This is a genomic window from Bilifractor porci (assembly GCF_009696005.1).
Lineage (GTDB): Bacteria > Bacillota > Clostridia > Lachnospirales > Lachnospiraceae > Bilifractor > Bilifractor porci.
In genome coordinates this window covers 39505-55662 of the sequence record NZ_VUMV01000007.1, presented here as the reverse complement: position 1 = coordinate 55662, position 16158 = coordinate 39505, and the positions used below count along the sequence as shown (strand labels likewise).

At 52.7% G+C, this 16158-nt stretch carries 10 protein-coding genes and 1 riboswitch; of the genes, 1 reads left to right on the top strand and 9 read right to left on the bottom strand.

Going from position 1 to position 16158, the window contains the following annotated elements:
- Positions 1-67 precede the first annotated feature (67 nt).
- The 6 genes from ileS to FYJ60_RS09695 form a co-directional block, all read right to left on the bottom strand.
- On the bottom strand, positions 68-3253 hold the full coding sequence (ileS, locus tag FYJ60_RS09720; protein WP_154458492.1) for an isoleucine--tRNA ligase: 3186 nt from the start codon (positions 3251-3253) through the stop codon (positions 68-70).
- A 151-nt stretch (positions 3254-3404) separates the two neighbouring features.
- Complete coding sequence (locus tag FYJ60_RS09715; protein ID WP_154458491.1) at positions 3405-4391, bottom strand: 3'-5' exonuclease; 987 nt, start codon at positions 4389-4391, stop codon at positions 3405-3407.
- A 401-nt stretch (positions 4392-4792) separates the two neighbouring features.
- Complete coding sequence (locus tag FYJ60_RS09710) at positions 4793-5653, bottom strand: carbohydrate ABC transporter permease (protein WP_154458490.1); 861 nt, start codon at positions 5651-5653, stop codon at positions 4793-4795.
- Positions 5650-6588 carry a carbohydrate ABC transporter permease gene (locus FYJ60_RS09705; protein ID WP_154458489.1) on the bottom strand — a complete coding sequence of 313 codons (939 nt, stop codon included), beginning with the start codon at positions 6586-6588 and terminating at the stop codon, positions 5650-5652. Before FYJ60_RS09705 ends, FYJ60_RS09710 begins: the two co-directional genes overlap by 4 nt.
- A 217-nt stretch (positions 6589-6805) precedes the next feature.
- Positions 6806-8311 carry an ABC transporter substrate-binding protein gene (locus FYJ60_RS09700; RefSeq protein WP_154458488.1) on the bottom strand — a complete coding sequence of 502 codons (1506 nt, stop codon included), beginning with the start codon at positions 8309-8311 and terminating at the stop codon, positions 6806-6808.
- 70 nt (positions 8312-8381) lie between these two features.
- Positions 8382-9386 carry a LacI family DNA-binding transcriptional regulator gene (locus FYJ60_RS09695; protein WP_154458487.1) on the bottom strand — a complete coding sequence of 335 codons (1005 nt, stop codon included), beginning with the start codon at positions 9384-9386 and terminating at the stop codon, positions 8382-8384.
- Positions 9387-9614: 228 nt separating this feature from the next.
- Here FYJ60_RS09695 and FYJ60_RS09690 point away from each other — a divergent pair, with 228 nt between their 5' ends.
- Entirely contained in the window at positions 9615-12050 is a 2436-nt protein-coding gene (locus tag FYJ60_RS09690; RefSeq protein ID WP_154458486.1) for a GH36-type glycosyl hydrolase domain-containing protein, read from the top strand.
- A gap of 161 nt (positions 12051-12211) precedes the next feature.
- On the opposite strand, the gene FYJ60_RS09685 is transcribed toward FYJ60_RS09690, so the two are convergent.
- The 3 genes from FYJ60_RS09685 to FYJ60_RS09675 form a co-directional block, all read right to left on the bottom strand.
- Positions 12212-13513 carry a sirohydrochlorin cobaltochelatase gene (locus FYJ60_RS09685; RefSeq protein ID WP_154458485.1) on the bottom strand — a complete coding sequence of 434 codons (1302 nt, stop codon included), beginning with the start codon at positions 13511-13513 and terminating at the stop codon, positions 12212-12214.
- Between the two features lie 194 nt (positions 13514-13707).
- Entirely contained in the window at positions 13708-14373 is a 666-nt protein-coding gene (locus FYJ60_RS09680; protein ID WP_154458484.1) for a hypothetical protein, read from the bottom strand.
- Positions 14374-14787: 414 nt separating this feature from the next.
- Positions 14788-14977, bottom strand: a riboswitch (cobalamin riboswitch).
- Between the two features lie 52 nt (positions 14978-15029).
- Complete coding sequence (locus FYJ60_RS09675) at positions 15030-16145, bottom strand: ABC transporter ATP-binding protein (RefSeq protein WP_154458483.1); 1116 nt, start codon at positions 16143-16145, stop codon at positions 15030-15032.
- Positions 16146-16158: the final 13 nt, after the last annotated feature.

The following is a 16158-nucleotide window of genomic DNA, read 5'->3' as shown; positions in this document are numbered from 1 at the left end:
TGCTTCTGTAACAGGCGCAGTCTATCCGGCCGCACCTGTCCGGACCCCTCGCGCGGGGTGTGAGGGTTTACTGTTTCTCTACTCCAAGCGTAATCTTCTCTCCGTTAATATTCCATTCTTTGGAATACCCGGCCGTCTCCCCGCATACAATTCTGTCTGCCAGTACGACTCCGGAAATTTTATCCCGGTTGTCCTCCAGAATCTTCTGAAGCTTTGCGTTTCCGTCCGCATAAACCAGAATCCGGTCCATCACCTCAAACCCTGCTTCCTTCCTCATGGTCTGGATTTTGCTGATCAGCTCCGCCACAAAGCCTTCTTCCAGCAGCTCCGGCGTCAGTTTTGTGTCCATCATGATGGTAACGCCCTGGTCTGCCTGTGTCACAAAGCCTTCTACCTGTGCGATATCAATCAGGAGGTCTTCTCTGGCAAGCTCGATCTCCTGCCCTTCTACGTCCAGCTTCAGAATACCGTTCGCGTTCAGCTCCGCCACGGCTTCCGCGCCGTCCAGGTCTGCCAGTATCTTGCGGATGCCGCCGACAAGCTTCCCGAATTTCGGTCCGACCGTCTTCAGCTGCGGTTTGATGGAGTATTCTACCTTCAGGTCATCCGAGAACTCTGCCTTTTTCACATTCAGCTCGTCCCGGATAATCTGCATATAGAAGTCCGGAAGGCGGAAGTCCGCCTTAATATACATATCCGCCAGCGGCTGACGGTTTTTGATCGAGGATGCGTTCCGGGCCGCGCGTCCGAGAACAACGACCTTCATCACATCGTTCATGTTCTCTTCCAGCTCCGTATCAATCCAGGACTCGTTTACCTTCGGATAGTCACAGAGATGGATGCTTTCCGGCGCGTTTTTCTCCACGCTCCGCACAATGTTCTGATAGATATCCTCCGTCATGAACGGGATCATGGGCGCTGCCGCCAGACAGATATTTTTCAGGCAGGTATACAGGGTCAGGTACGCGTTGATCTTGTCCTGCTCCATTCCCTTTGCCCAGAATCTTTCCCTGGAACGGCGGACATACCAGTTGCTCATGTCATCGACGAAGCTTTCCAGCGCCCTTGCCGCTTCCGGAATGCGGTACTGATCCAGGTTTTCATCCGTACTCCTGACCGCCGACTCCAGACGGCTCAGAATCCAGCGGTCCATAACCGGAAGGCTGTCGTAATCCAGCGTATAGTCTGTCGGATCAAAATGATCGATATTGGCATACAGGACATAAAAGGCATAGGTATTCCAGAGAGTTCCCATAAACCTTCTGGAGTACTCTGTGACCGCCTTGTCGTGGAACTTATTGGGAAGCCAGGGCGCACTGTTAATATAGAAGTACCACCGGATGGCATCGGCGCCAAATTTCTGCAGGGCGCTCATCGGTTCCACGGCATTGCCCTTGGATTTAGACATCTTGTTCCCGTCCTTGTCCAGAACCAGGCCGAGGACAATGACATTCTTGTACGCCGGCTTGTTAAACAGCAGCGTCGCCTCCGCATGCAGGGAGTAGAACCACCCGCGGGTCTGGTCCACCGCCTCGGAGATAAACTGGGCGGGGAATTCCTTCTCAAACAGCTCCTTGTTCTCAAAGGGATAGTGCAGCTGCGCATACGGCATGGCGCCGGAATCGAACCAACAGTCAATGACCTCCGGAACCCTGTGCATTTCCCCTCCGCAGTCCGGACATTTAATTGTAAACTGATCCACATACGGCCTGTGCAGCTCGGTGTGCTCCGCGTCCGGATTTCCGGTCAGCTCCGCGAGCTCTTTTCTGGAGCCGACACAGATCTGCTTTCCGCAGTCCGGGCAGATCCAGACCGGAAGCGGTGTGCCCCAGTAACGGTTTCTGGAAATTCCCCAATCCTGTATATTTTCCAGCCAGTTTCCGAAACGGCCTTCCCCGATCGTCGGAGGGATCCAGTTGATCTCCTTGTTGTTTCTAACCAGGTCGTCCTTGACCGCCGTCATCTTGATAAACCAGGATTCCCTCGCGTAATAGATCAGCGGGGTGTCGCATCTCCAGCAGTGCGGATAATCGTGCTCCACCTTCGGGGCGGAAAATAAGATGCCCCGCTCCTCCAGATCCTTCAGCACCTCCGGATCCGCACTAACGGCTCCCTCATCCAGCTCGTGTTTTGTGGGCTTGCAGCGCATACCGGCAAATTTACCGGTCTCCGGTCTCTCCCGTCCGTGATCGTCCACCATCTGGACAAAGGGAGCGTCGTACTTCCGGCCCACCCGTGCATCGTCCTCACCGAAGGCAGGGGCAATGTGGACAATTCCGGTACCGTCCGTCATGGTTACATAGTCGTCGCAGTAGACAAAGAATGCTTTCTTATGCTGTTTTGCGGCGGCGTCTGCGGCGCACTGGTACAGCGGCTCGTATTCCTTATATTCCAGATCCTTCCCCTTGAAGGTTTCCAGGATCTCATATGCCTTCTCTCCTTCTTTTGCCAGAGGTCCCAGCACCTTGTCCAGCAGCGCCTCCGCCAGATAATAGGTATAGCCGTCCACACACTTTACCTTTGCGTAGGTATCCTCCGGATTTACGCAGAGAGCGATATTGGAGAGCAGCGTCCACGGCGTTGTCGTCCAGGCCAGAAACCAGGCGTCCTCGCCCTTCACTTTGAAGCGGACAATGGCCGTCCTGTCCTTAATCGTCTTATAGCCCTGCGCGACTTCGTGGGAAGAAAGCGGTGTTCCGCAGGACGGGCAGTAAGGAACAACCTTAAATCCCTTATACAGAAGACCTTTCTTCCAGATCTCCTTCAGCGCCCACCACTCGGATTCAATATAGTCATCATAATAGGTGACATAAGGGTGATCCATGTCGGCCCAGAACCCGACCTTGCCGGAGAACTGCTCCCACATCCCCTTATATTTCCAGACGGATTCCTTGCATTTTTTGATAAAGGGCTCAATCCCGTATTCCTCAATCTGATCCTTGCCCTCAATGCCGATTTCTTTTTCCACTTCCAGCTCCACCGGAAGCCCGTGCGTGTCCCAGCCGGCCTTTCTGGGCACCTGGTATCCCTTCATGGTGCGGTAACGCGGAATCATATCTTTAATGACACGGGTGAGAACATGTCCGATGTGCGGCTTGCCGTTTGCCGTGGGCGGGCCGTCGTAAAACATATAGGTAGGACATCCTTCCCTCTCCTCTACACTTTTTTCAAAGATATGATTTTCTTCCCAGAATTTCTCGGTTTTTGCTTCCCGATCCACAAAATTCAGGTTTGTATCTACTTTCTGATACATGAGTCTGTACCGCTCCTCTCATTGATAGTGCGTCTGTTTGTGCCGTACCATGTCTGTGCAGTCCCGCTGTCCCGCGCAGCTTCTGTCTCCATGTTAAGGATACTGGCCACGGGCACCTGAAGAAAGTGCCTGTGGCCAGTATCTTTTCAGGCTATACTGGATTATAAAGAGACGCTTCTTTTCTTGTCAAGTCCTCCTGCCGCTTCCTGTGCCTTTTTTCCCTCAGCCCGTTACGCTTTTCGCGGATAGCGGCAGCCTCCGGTTCATTGCTGATCTTGATGGTTTTTACCACATAGACATGGCCGTCATCCGTATGCTTCATACGGATTTTCCCTTTCAGCAGCCCGTGCTCCGGGCAGAGTGCCACGCAGTAGTAATTACGGGCATTCACAGAAAACCACCGGATCTTCTTTCTTGCTTTTTTCCCGCACCGGCAGCAGTGTGTCGCCACCACTTCCGGATCCCGCATGGCAGTCTCCTTGTCCGCAAACTCCCTGGAAATATACTTGGAATAACCGTTGTATACCGTGTGAATTTCCTCGGTCTTTGTCTTGGGGTTCTGATAGGCGTCAATCGAATCATAGGCCATGACGACATCCATGTCCACCGTCTGAAACAGCTTTGCCGTGTACCAGGCATCCGCATCCGCCCGATGGAAGTCCCGCTCCTTTTTTATCTGAAGAAAATCCACCGCAGACTCCAGCGACCGTCTCTTTTCCATCGTCTCATGCTGGATGGCAAAAAGCTTCTGCACATCGTAGTAGTGCAGCGGTCCTTTTAACAGGTGAAGCAGATGATAATAGTTCATATTCCGCTGCAGCTCCGTCAGATCTACCGTGCCCCACGTGCAGAACACCGAATCGTGTCCCGCCCAGGACAGGAACTCCCGGACAGCGTCCGGAAACCACATCCCTTTTTTCAGCGTCCCCGCATCCATATGGACAATTTCCCTGGTCCGGTAATTCAGCGTCTTGTACACAGAGGGACGGACAATCCGCTCGTAGGAATCCACGTAATTCCTGTCTGCATCCAGCTTGACAGCGCCGATTTCAATGATTTCAAATGGCAGCTCCCGGACTTCCCGGTTTTTTCCATACGGACACTGGTTCCATTCCAGGTCAAAAACGATGTAATTCATTGTCTCCGGCTCCTTTAATCTTTAACCGGAAAATTATAGCATAGCAGCGTAATTGCGGCAACCGCTGTTCCGGCATGGGAAAATCCTGCGGGGAAGCTGACCTCCGGCATTCCTGCGCTTCTTCCTGCTGTCCCGATGCAGACGTACAGGCAGAAAGAGGCCGTATTCCGAACACCATATTATGGTCCAAGGGTCATGAGCTTAGCCCGACACGGGCGCACAGGCAGAAAGAGGCCGCCGCTGCGCCTGCAGGGTGGTCTCCCTGCCGGGTACAGCGGCAGCCTCTTCCTGTAACAACAAGTCTCCCCGCCGCTTTCGGCAATCCTGCGCGGCGTCGGACTTTTTACACCAAATAATGCCACGAATTGCTTCGTTTCTTTGAAACTCCCGCAATTCTCATACTACTCTTTTACACCGCCTGCCGTGACGCCTCCCACGATATACCGGGAGAGAATCAGGTAAACAATAATGACGGGGAAGATGGCAAAGGCAATCATGGCATAGACCTGCCCCATGTCGAAGGTCTTCCAGTCGGAATTCCGAAGTTCCGCAATCAGGATCGGAAGCGTTTTCTTCATCTTATCGCTCAGGATCAGGGCCGGAGTAAAGTAATTATTCCAGCTTGCGACAAAAGCGAAAATGGCCTGCACGGCAACAGCCGGCTTCATCAGCGGAAGAACGATTGTGTTGAAGATCTTAAATTCTCCCGCCCCGTCTATTCTTGCCGCCTCAATCAGCGAACCGGGAAGATTGCTGGCCATGTACTGTTTCATATAGAAGAAAGTAATCGGCGAGGCAATGCCCGGAAGAATCAGAGGGATAAAGGTATTGGTCAGATGCATCTTTCCCATCAGCTGTATGAAACCGAGTGCGGTAACCTGCGTCGGGATCATCATGATTGCCAGAATAAAGGTGAAGATTGCCCTCTTTCCCTTGAATTCGTAGGCATGGATGGCATACGCCGTCATCGTGGAAAAATAGACGCACAGCAGCGCGTTGCAGCAGGCGATCACCAGCGAATTCAGCATTCCCCGTACAACCGGTGTCGCCCCATGGAAAAGATTGTACAGGTTTTTCACAAGATACGCGCCCGGATATGCCTGAAACCCGGCTTTCAGCTGCCCGTTGGATCTGGTCGCGTTGATAAACAGAACGTAAAACCACACCAGGCAGAGGAAAGAAAGAAAAATCAGAACAATGTAGGCCACCGTCCTTCTTGCCGCGGTGCCGCCGCTTCCTGCCTTTGTCTTTGCCCCGCTCATGATTTCTTCCTCCTTTCGTCCACTTCATCCGCAGCTGTAAACCGGAACACAACCATACTCAGGATTCCGGTGATAATCAGAAGGATCACCGAGAGCGCGCCGGCCATGCCGTAATTCTTGCTGAACAGGTGTTTATTCAGGTACATGATCAGCGTCATGGAAGAACGCATCGGATCGCCGGACCCGTTGGTCAGGATCTGCGGCACATCGAACATCTGCAGGCCTCCGATCAGCGAGGTGATCATGACATAGATCAGGATCGGTTTGAGAAGAGGAAGCGTAATCCGGAAAAAGATCTGATTTGCCGAGGCCCCGTCCACTTCGGCGGCCTCAAAGAGCGACTGGTCAATTCCCATCATGCCGGCCATCAAAAGGATCGTCGTATTTCCGAACCACATCAGGAAATTCATAAAGGCTACCAGGCCGCGGACACTGCCTATGTGCGACATAAAGCTGTATGGCTTCGAGAAAATCCCCGCCTGCACCAGAATGGAGTTCACCGGCCCGTTGTCGCCGAACAGGGTAAAAAAGAGCATGGCAAAGGCTGATGCCATGATCAGGTTCGGCAGATAAATCACCGTCTTAAAAAACCTCTGCCCTTTCAGACGCAGGGACGGATCGGTGAACCACGCGCTTAAAAGCAGGGAGACGATAATCTGCGGAACAAAGCCCAGAATCCACATGATCATGGTGTTTCCGAAATATTTCAGCAGATCTCCGGAGCTGATCAGTTTGGCATAATTTCCAAACCCGACAAAATTCGGGCCGATCTGCTTGAGCCCGGATCGGTAATTTTCAAAAAAGCTGTTAAATACCGTAGATACCAGCGGAATCATCTGAAAAATGACAAATGCCGCCATAAACGGAATCAGAAAGATATATCCGTATTTATTATGCCGTGTGATCCGGCTTTTTTTCTGTTTCGTTTTTTCCATCCTATTCTCCCCACGCCCGGCACTTTCAGACTTCGGCCTCCATTTCTTGTCCTGCAGCCTGTGCTTCAGAACCCGCAGCAAAAGCGAAATCCCCCGTTCATCCTGCAGATTCTGAATACAGAGGGCTGCCGCCAGATTCGCGGCAGCCCTTCTTACCCGGCTTTCTTTTGTTTCTGCGGCTGAAAACAGGATTACGTTTCAGCCGTCAGTCGTTCCATTACTCGGACAGTTCCGGATATTTCTCGGCAACCGCCTGTTTGAACTGGTCCAGAGCCTCATCATACGACGCGTTTCCATCGAAGTAGTTTTTCATCGCAGACATATACTCTTCATTGCAGCCCTGGTCATAAGGAGAAACATTGCTCATATCGACCTTTTCCGCGCCTTCGGAGAGCATCTTGTAAGGATTCTGTCCTCCGAGGATGGCATTTCCGAAGGAATCGTCGTCCGCAAGAGCATCCAGGACGGTCTTGTTGTTGACGCAGTCGGAATCCTTCACCGCAATTTCCTTCATCACGTCGTCATCTGTTGTCATGGTCAGGATAATGTCCTTGGCAAGTGTCGGGTTATCGGTTCCCTGTGCCGCGCAGATCCAGGAACCTCCCCAGTAGTAACCCTGCGGTCCGTTTACAAGTCCCCATCCGCCTGCATGTGCGATGGAACCGTCGTCGTCTTTATCCGGAGCATTGCCCATGGAGAAGTTAATCAGCCAAGCGGGTCCGAAGTAGCAGAATACATCTCCGGGTGCCTGGAAGCCTGCACTCCACTCATCGCTCCAGAGATCATTGGTCGTTGTCTCCCCGGCATCCACCAGAGCCTTGGAATCGTCCGCCCATTTCTTGATGTTGTCATCCACCACGACTTTTCCGTCCTGTACCCAGGGTCCGGATACATTGTTGGAATATACACGGTAGGTGTCGTTCGCGGTTGCCGTAATCTTGTAGCCGGCATCTTTCATCTTTCCGGCTGTCTCATTAAATTTATCCCAGTCGGAAACGGACTGCTGTACCGTATCCGGATCATCCGAGCCGAGGACTTCCTTGGCAATCGCGCGGTTGTAAATCAGTCCCGCGGAGCATGCCTGCCAGGAAGAGCCGCGGATGTCTCCGTTTGCGTCAGTAACGATATCCTTTGTATACTGGAACTGTTTGGAAAGGTCGTCATCGGTAATGCCCAGATCCTTCAGCGGCATAGCCACATCCGCGTCGGCATCTACATATTTCAGGGCGTAATCGGCTTCAATCAGGAACAGATCCACCTTGTCATCGTCGGAAGCATCTGCCTGTGCGGACAGATCCTCGTCCAGCTTCGTCTGATATTTATTATCCTGATTATCCGTCAGAATAAAATTAACCGTAACATCGCCGATCTTTCCGCCCTTGGTGGCGTCCTCCGGATCCGCCGCTTCAAATCCCGGATAGTGGTCTGCCAGACGGTTCGGGAACTCGTTGTTCCAGACCTCTATATTCAGAACCTTACCCTCATCGCCGGCCGCCGCTGCCGCAGAGCCGGAAGAAACCGCCGCCGTGGAAGACGCGGAGGACGCTGCTTCGGAAGCGGATTCAGATGACGCCGCACTGGAAGACGCTGCCGCGGAGCTTCCGGAAGCGGATGATGTACCGGAAGACGCGGAACCGGAGGCTCCTCCTCCGCATGCCGCCATGGGTACCACCATTGCCGTGACAAGAGCCAGACTCATCAGATGTCTCATTCGTTTTTTCATTTACATTTCCTCCCTTAAACATAATAGTTTCTGTTTTTATATCAGAAAGCATGACGCTTACTGTGCACCCTCAGCCGATCTGCCGGACCGTCCCCCCTTCCAGAAGTCGTCCGGAGACCTTAATTTCTTCGGCAACCGCGGCTTTTTTATTTTCGATTGTCTCCACAAGCTTTCTTGCGGACTCCCTCCCGATTGCCTCCGCATCCTGGTAGTAGGTAGTCAGCCTGGGCCGGATGATCTGCGAGAGATTGACTCCGTCATACCCGACTGCGCTGACATCCTGCGGCACGGAAAGATTCATCTTTTCCAGCTGGACGCTTCCCCCGATATAGGCCACATCGTCCGGATAAATAATGGCTGTCGGCCGGTCGGGGAGCTTCATCAGCTTTTCCGTGCACTCCCGGCTGGACTTTGTGTCGTGATATCTGCCCTCCAGGACATATTCATCCGGAATTTCAATCTGACATTCCCGGCATGCCTTATAGAATCCGCTCAGACGTTTGAGCGTAACCGAGGTTTTTTCTCCATGAATAAAGGCGATCTTCCGGTGTCCTTTGCTGATCAAGTATTTTGTCAGCGCGTACATGCCCTCCACGTTGTCAGACATGATGCAGCTGTGATTGTCAAAAGAATAATCAATGGTCACCACGGGGAACTCGCTGTGGATCAGATCCAGCACCGGCTGTGAGGTAAAATCCACGTTTGCGATCAAAACCCCGTCGCATTTCCGGTATCTGCAGTGTTCCACAAAGGAATTGCCGCTGATCTTTTTGCTGATAAAGGTCAGGTCATACCCCCTGTCCTCCAGCTCATTCTTCGCGCTGTTCAGGATTGCGGAAAAATACTCATGGGTCAGTCCACTCTGTGTGTCATCCTCAAAAACCACCCCGATATTGTGTGAGATATTTGTTTTCAGCTGCCGCGCGGCTGCATTCGGGAAATAATGCATTTCCCTGGCTGCCTCACGAATCCGCTCCGCTGTCTCCGCCCCGATGTCTCCATATCCGTTCAGCGCCTTGCTCACCGTTGCGGGCGAAACCCCGCATTTCCGTGAAATATCCTTGATTGTCACCATAATGCATTTACCTGCTGCTTTGTGTTTCTAAATCGTTTTCGTGCACTCATTCTAAATCGTTTTCGCTAATGCGTCAATTCCCCTGGTTTTACAAGATATTAGCATATTTTTTGTGCATATTACCCAATTATATCGAATTTAACAGGTTGACAATTTACTTTTTTTTAAATACCGCCTATAATGTAAAAAAACTTGGCGAAAACGTATTCGTATACAGGAGGTACCGCCATGCAATTCGGACATTTTGATGACAGCAGTAAAGAATATGTCATCACCACGCCGCGTACGCCGCTTCCATGGATCAATTATCTGGGAACGCAGGATTTTTTCAGCCTGATCTCCAATACAGCCGGAGGCTATTCTTTCTATAAAGACGCCAAGCTTCTGCGTCTGACCAGATACCGTTACAACAACTGTCCTCTGGATAACGGCGGACGCTACTACTACATCAAGGACGGAAATACCGTCTGGAATCCCGGCTGGCAGCCCACGCAGACAGAACTGGATGCCTACTCCTGCCGGCACGGGCTTGGATATACGGTCATTTCCGGTTCTAAAAACAAAATTGAGGCAGAGCTGACCGCCTTTGTCCCGGTTCATGATCCCTGTGAGATCAATTACCTGGTCATCCGGAATACGGGTTCATCCCCCAGGCATCTGGATATTTTCAGTTTTGTAGAATTCTGTCTCTGGAATGCCGCCGACGACAGTTCCAATTTTCAGCGGAACTTTTCTACCGGAGAGGTAGAAGTAGAAGGCAGCACCATTTACCACAAGACCGAGTACCGGGAGAGACGGAACCACTACGCCGTCTATTCCGTGAACAAAAAAATCGAAGGTTTTGATACCAGCAGGGATGCCTTTATCGGACTGTACAACGGATTTTCCAATCCGGAGGCGGTATTGGCCGGCGAGAGCCGTAACAGCATCGCGCACGGATGGGCGCCGGTAGGCAGCCATCATCTGAAGGCAGACCTGAATCCCGGCGAGGCGACCAGTTTTATTTTTGTCCTCGGCTACTGCGAGAACCCGGAGGACCAGAAATTTGAGGCTCCCGGCATCATCAACAAAGCTCCTGCGCGGCGGCTCCTGGAAAAATATCAGACAGACCTGCAGGTAAAGAATGCTCTTTTTGAACTGAAGCATTACTGGACCGGGCTCCTTTCCTCCTACACGGTGGAAACCGGGGACGAAAAGCTGGACAGGCTTGTGAATGTCTGGAACCAGTACCAGTGTATGGTAACCTTTAATATGAGCAGAAGTGCCAGCTATTTCGAGAGCGGGCTGGGACGGGGAATGGGATTCCGGGATTCCTGTCAGGATCTGCTGGGCTTTGTCCATCTGATCCCCTCGCGGGCAAGAGAACGTATCCTGGACATTGCCAGCACACAGTTTGAAGACGGAAGCACTTACCACCAGTATCAGCCTCTTACCAAGAAGGGGAACGCGGACATCGGCAGCGGCTTTAATGACGATCCGCTCTGGCTGGTCGCCAGCACGGCCGCTTACATACGGGAAACCGGGGACTTCTCCATTCTGGACGAGAAATGCGCGTTTAACAGCGATCCCTCCAAGGCTGTCCCGCTGATGGAGCATCTGCGCCGCAGCATCCGGTTCACGAGAACCCATCTCGGTCCTCACGGGCTTCCGCAGATCGGCCGGGCGGACTGGAACGACTGCCTGAACCTGAACTGCTTTTCCACGCAGCCGGGAGAAAGCTTTCAGACCTTCGGCCCCAGCGAGGGGCCTGTTGCGGAAAGTGTTTTCATCGCGGCCATGTTTGTAAAATACGGAAAAGAATACGCGGAGCTCTGCGATGCCCTGCACCTGTCGGAAGAAGCTTCCGATATCCGGAAGGCCGTGAAAGAAATGAATGAGGCTGTGCAGACCTCCGGATGGGACGGCAAGTGGTTTGTCCGCGCCTATGACGCGTACAGCAGGCCTGTCGGAAGCCACGTAAATGACGAGGGACAGATCTACATTGAACCGCAGGGCATGTGTGTGATGGCCGGAATCGGCCTGGATAACGGAAAGGCGGAGGAAGCGCTGAAAAGCGTGGAGGAACGGCTTGACACCCACTTTGGCATCGTCCTGCTTACGCCTGCCTACACCAGTTACCACGTAGAGCTCGGCGAAATTTCCTCTTACCCGCCGGGGTATAAAGAAAATGCCGGTATTTTCTGCCACAACAACCCCTGGATCGTCTGCGCGGAGACAATTCTGGGGCACGGAAACCGCGCCTTCCAGGTTTTCCGGAAGACCTGCCCGGTCTATCTGGAGGAGATCAGCGAGATTCACCGCACAGAGCCTTATGCCTACTGTCAGATGGTCGCAGGAAAAGACGCGCCGACATTCGGGGAGGGAAAGAACAGCTGGCTGACCGGGACCGCAGCCTGGACCTTTACAGCAATCAGCCAGTATATTCTGGGGATACAGCCGACACTGCACGGTCTTAAAATTGATCCCTGCATTCCCGACACCGTAGAGGGTTATACCGTAAACCGCACGTTCCGCAATGTCCGGTATCATATCCGGGTGGAAAACCCTTCCCACGTACAGAAGGGTGTCATTTCCGTAACCGTAAACGGAAAGCTGATGGAGGGAAATATTATTCCTCCTGTCACCGGGAAGAGCGAGGCGGATGTCGTCGTGCAGATGGGCTGAGACAGAAAACCGCCGGATAAAGGAAACAGGGCTGACGCCTGTACACAGGAAAGATCGTTTCTCAATAACCGCTTTCCTGCACAACGCGTCAGCCCCTTGTTTTGTTTTTACAAAGTTTTTACAATGTTTCTGTTTTTACAGCACCGGTTTTCCGGCGGGAATCAGCTGTCCATGGCCGCCTTTGTGTGCGCCACATAGATCTGCTGGATATCCGGGATTTCTCCCATTCCGGCGATCTGGCAGTCTACGCTCTCGAAATTTCCGCTGTCCGTAAACTGGCTCTTCCAGGAATCGCTGTCATCTCCGGCCATATCGTTATTCGCATGGTCTCCCGCAACAACCATCAGCGGACGAAGGATTACCTTTGTGTACCCCGCATCCTTTACCTTCTGGATCACCGCCTGGCACTCCGTATCCTCCGGTTTACCCTCTACGGTTCCGATAAATACATTCTTGTAGCCCAGATTTTCCATCTGCGTCTGCATCTGATCGTAGGTGACATTCGCCTCATGAGAGGTTCCGTGTCCCATAAATACAAACGCGGTTCCGTCCGAAGCCGCAGCGTCCAGGCTGTCATATCCGGCGGTTTTCACTGCCTCTGCCGTAAGATCCTCGGCGACATTCTGCTTGTCCTCGTTGATGACCGTGGCATCGTCGCCCACTTCTCCCAGCAGCGGCTCCGCGATCTTTACAGATTCAAATTTATCCTTGTATCCCTCCACCGCATCGGAAAGCTCGTCATACTCCGCTCCGTGCATCAGATGGGTCGGCTGGATGATCAGATTTTTCACCCCATTGTCAACGGCTCTCTGAAGAGCCTGATCCATGTTGTCAATATACTCCCCGTCGCGCGCCTCCACATGATTAATGATAATCTGTGCGGTAAAGGCCCGTCTTACGGACCAGTCCGGATACGCCGCCTGCTCCGCTTTTTCGATGCCTCCTATATCCTGCGCACGGCTGGTATTGAAGGATGTGCCGAAGCTGCAGACCAGGATTTCATTCTCGCCGATGTCATCCGCATTCAGCGGGTCATCCGCGGACGCGTCTCCGGTATCTCTTCCGAAATAATCGGGATCCGCGTACTCTCCCTCTACCAGAGCCTTCTGGGTGTCTGTCAGGGCATCCCATGCTTCCTTGGCTGCCTTGCAGTCTTCATCGGTCGTGTCTGTCCTCTCCTGCACATAGATCTTGTCAATCAGCGCGGCCACCTTATCCGCCGCGGCCTGATCCGGATCCTCCGATGTGCTTATACTTGCCGCTGCCACAGTCTCTGAGGACGAGGAGGATGTCTCCTCCGCAGGTGCTTCGGATGATTCCGCAGAGCTTCCTGCAGACGCAGTCCCGGCAGATGCAGCTGATGATGCAGACGATGCGGAGGACGCCGCACCGCTGCCGCAGCCGGCCATCAGTGTTCCCGCAAGTGCTGCCGCACAAAGAACAGATACCATTTTTGCTTTCATAATTACAAAATTCTCCTTTCCCTCTTTGGAAATATTTTCCTGCGCCTGCCTTTTTCGCTTTCCGGACAGCTTATAAGGACAGCCGCATCTATAAATTCTCTCTCTTTACGGGAGAGCATTTATAAGCCATAGAAAACCGCGCTTCTTCGTTATCCCGAAGCAGCTTTCCCGGAATATCTCCGGTGCTTCCGCGCTTATTGGCTGACCGGCACGGGATTGGAAACGGTCACCTGATGCTCATACCAGTTTCCGTGTGTACCAATCAGCGAAACGGTAAATTCCTGATCCAGAGCCGGAACCGGGACATCAAAGCAGTTTACATCCTCCGTTGTACCATCCCCGTAGTCCACCGTCTCTACAGTCGGGTTAATCAGCTCCGCCCCTTCTTTCTGGGCATCTTCCTTATTTCCATAGAACAGATTGACGATATTTTCGGAAACCAGACGGATATGAATAGACATTTTCCCATCCTTCACCGTAAGCGTCCCTTTTCCCTCATCCATATCGTTTACGCGGAACATGCTGCTGTCCGTGTTGAACTCCGCTTCATAGGTTCCGTCCGCAAGGGCTGCGTCTGCTCCCTGCGCAGAGGAAGCCGCAGAAACCGCACTGCCTGATTCGGATGTGGATGCAGAAGCTGCGGAAACCGTCTCCTGTTCCTGCACCGACTGAGAAACGGTCTGTGCTTTCTCCGATGCAGTTTTTACCGATGCATCTGCCTTCCCGGAAGAAGAAGCCGCCGTCTCAGATGACGTACCCGTCCCCGAAGTTCCGGATGCCGCTGTATTTCCTCCGCATCCCGCAAGCACTGCTCCTGCCAGAAAAACCGAACCGATGATTACCGCCAATTTCTTTCTCACTGTTTTCTCCTCTCTGACTCCATGCCCGTTCCCGCTTTGCCTCGCACGGCTTCACGCTCATTTCTGTTGTCGTCGCTAAAGCATGACCGAATTTGCATGCAAGCATGCGTCCGTTCCTGCTTTGCTTCTTTCGTGCATAAGTCCACGCGCTGCTCCGTTGCCTTCGGCAACTCTCGCATCGCTAACAGAAATTCGCGTTCCCGCCGTGCCTCGCACGGCTCCACGCTCATTTCTGTTGTCGTCGCTAAAGCATGACCGGATTTGCATGCAAGCATGCGTCCGTTCCTGCTTTGCGACTGGACTTATGCACGAAAAAAGTCCCGGCTGACGGATCAGCCGGGACTCCTGTACACACGGATAAACAGGCACAGAATATCTGCACCCTGTCTTTGGCAGTGATCAAGCCTCGTGATCCTTTTCCACTTCTGACAGGCAGGTCTCCTGACTTGCAGCTATGGAAAAACCGCCTTCCCGTTTCCAGTGGCTGAACCAACCCTGCGTGGTTCCGGTATTTCCTTCTGCTTCACAGTGACGAGTTCGTACAGGACTTTCACCTGTTTCCCTTTTCATCGGCCAACCCGACACCTGTCAGATTTCTTTTTGTGAAATCTCAATTAAGTATGCAAAAATAAGTACGTTAAAAGTCTAACACTCCTTCAGACTTCCTGCAACCCCGTTTTTTCCAGCTTGCCTTCCTCCTGCGCCGCACGGATCAGCCGCCGCACTCCGGCATTCCCGGAAGCAATCGGAAAATCCGTAAGAATAACCTTTTGACAGCTGCGGATCAGCTCTCCTGCCTCCGCATACGCCTGCTCGGGAACCGGCTCAAAGGGAGCAGCGGTAACGGTCTTTACCGCCAGAAGCCTTGCCAGCCTGTAATCCAGGTCATTGGTGGCAAGAATGCCGGCGGCAAAAGGGATGCCCTGCTTCTGAAGACTTCTGTATACCCGGATGCCGGTCCCACAGGAAGAAAGAACAAATACCTGTGGGTCTCCTTCTACCCGCGGAAGCTCGATACTTCCAAATAAGGGGTCAAAATATCCGTTGTCGATATCATACAAATCACGAATGGACTTTTCGTCAAAAATACTCTCCGGCGTTCCGTAGCCGAAAATATGGTCTCCCTTGACGCAGACAATTTTATCGGAGACCTTCTGGGCCAGGTCAATTTCATGCAGCGACATGATGACCGTTATTTTTCTGCTCTTTGCCATGCTGCGGAGAATCGCGAGCAGCTCCAGCTTATGGCGGATATCCAGAAAGGACGTCGGCTCATCCAGCAGTATGACATCCGGTTCCTGGCAGATCGCCCTTGCCAGAAGAACGCGCTGCCGCTGCCCGTCGCTGATGGCATTGAAATCCCGCGCCCCCAGCTCCTCCGCGTGGACGCTCCGCATGGCCTCTTCTACTTTTTCCTCGTCCTCTGCCGTCAGAATTCCCAGACGTCCGGTATACGGATAGCGGCCGGTCGCCACCACATCGTGACAGGTCATAAGCTCCGGCTTCATGCGCTCGGTGAGAACCACAGCCATGCGCGAAGCCAGCTCCTTATAGGTGTACGCCGTAATTCCCTTACGGTCAAAAACTACATTTCCGTCAATCGGCTGCAGCTGCCGGGAAATCGTCTTCAGTATCGTGGACTTTCCCGCCCCGTTGGGTCCGATCAGTGTGACAATCTCTCCCTGATGAATGCCGATTTCAATCTCCCGGATGATGGGCGTCCCCTGATAGCCGACAGAGAGGCCGCTCAGATGAAAATAATATTCTGCCATACGTATCCCCCTC

What these genes read in the sequence shown, in the direction of transcription:
- ileS (WP_154458492.1), bottom strand. Translation starts at nt 3,253, where the DNA reads ATGTATCAGAAAGTAGATACAAACCTGAATTTTGTGGATCGGGAAGCA.
- FYJ60_RS09715 (WP_154458491.1), bottom strand. Translation starts at nt 4,391, where the DNA reads ATGAATTACATCGTTTTTGACCTGGAATGGAACCAGTGTCCGTATGGA.
- FYJ60_RS09710 (WP_154458490.1), bottom strand. Translation starts at nt 5,653, where the DNA reads ATGAGCGGGGCAAAGACAAAGGCAGGAAGCGGCGGCACCGCGGCAAGA.
- FYJ60_RS09705 (WP_154458489.1), bottom strand. Translation starts at nt 6,588, where the DNA reads ATGGAAAAAACGAAACAGAAAAAAAGCCGGATCACACGGCATAATAAA.
- FYJ60_RS09700 (WP_154458488.1), bottom strand. Translation starts at nt 8,311, where the DNA reads ATGAAAAAACGAATGAGACATCTGATGAGTCTGGCTCTTGTCACGGCA.
- FYJ60_RS09695 (WP_154458487.1), bottom strand. Translation starts at nt 9,386, where the DNA reads ATGGTGACAATCAAGGATATTTCACGGAAATGCGGGGTTTCGCCCGCA.
- FYJ60_RS09690 (WP_154458486.1), top strand. Translation starts at nt 9,615, where the DNA reads ATGCAATTCGGACATTTTGATGACAGCAGTAAAGAATATGTCATCACC.
- FYJ60_RS09685 (WP_154458485.1), bottom strand. Translation starts at nt 13,513, where the DNA reads ATGAAAGCAAAAATGGTATCTGTTCTTTGTGCGGCAGCACTTGCGGGA.
- FYJ60_RS09675 (WP_154458483.1), bottom strand. Translation starts at nt 16,145, where the DNA reads ATGGCAGAATATTATTTTCATCTGAGCGGCCTCTCTGTCGGCTATCAG.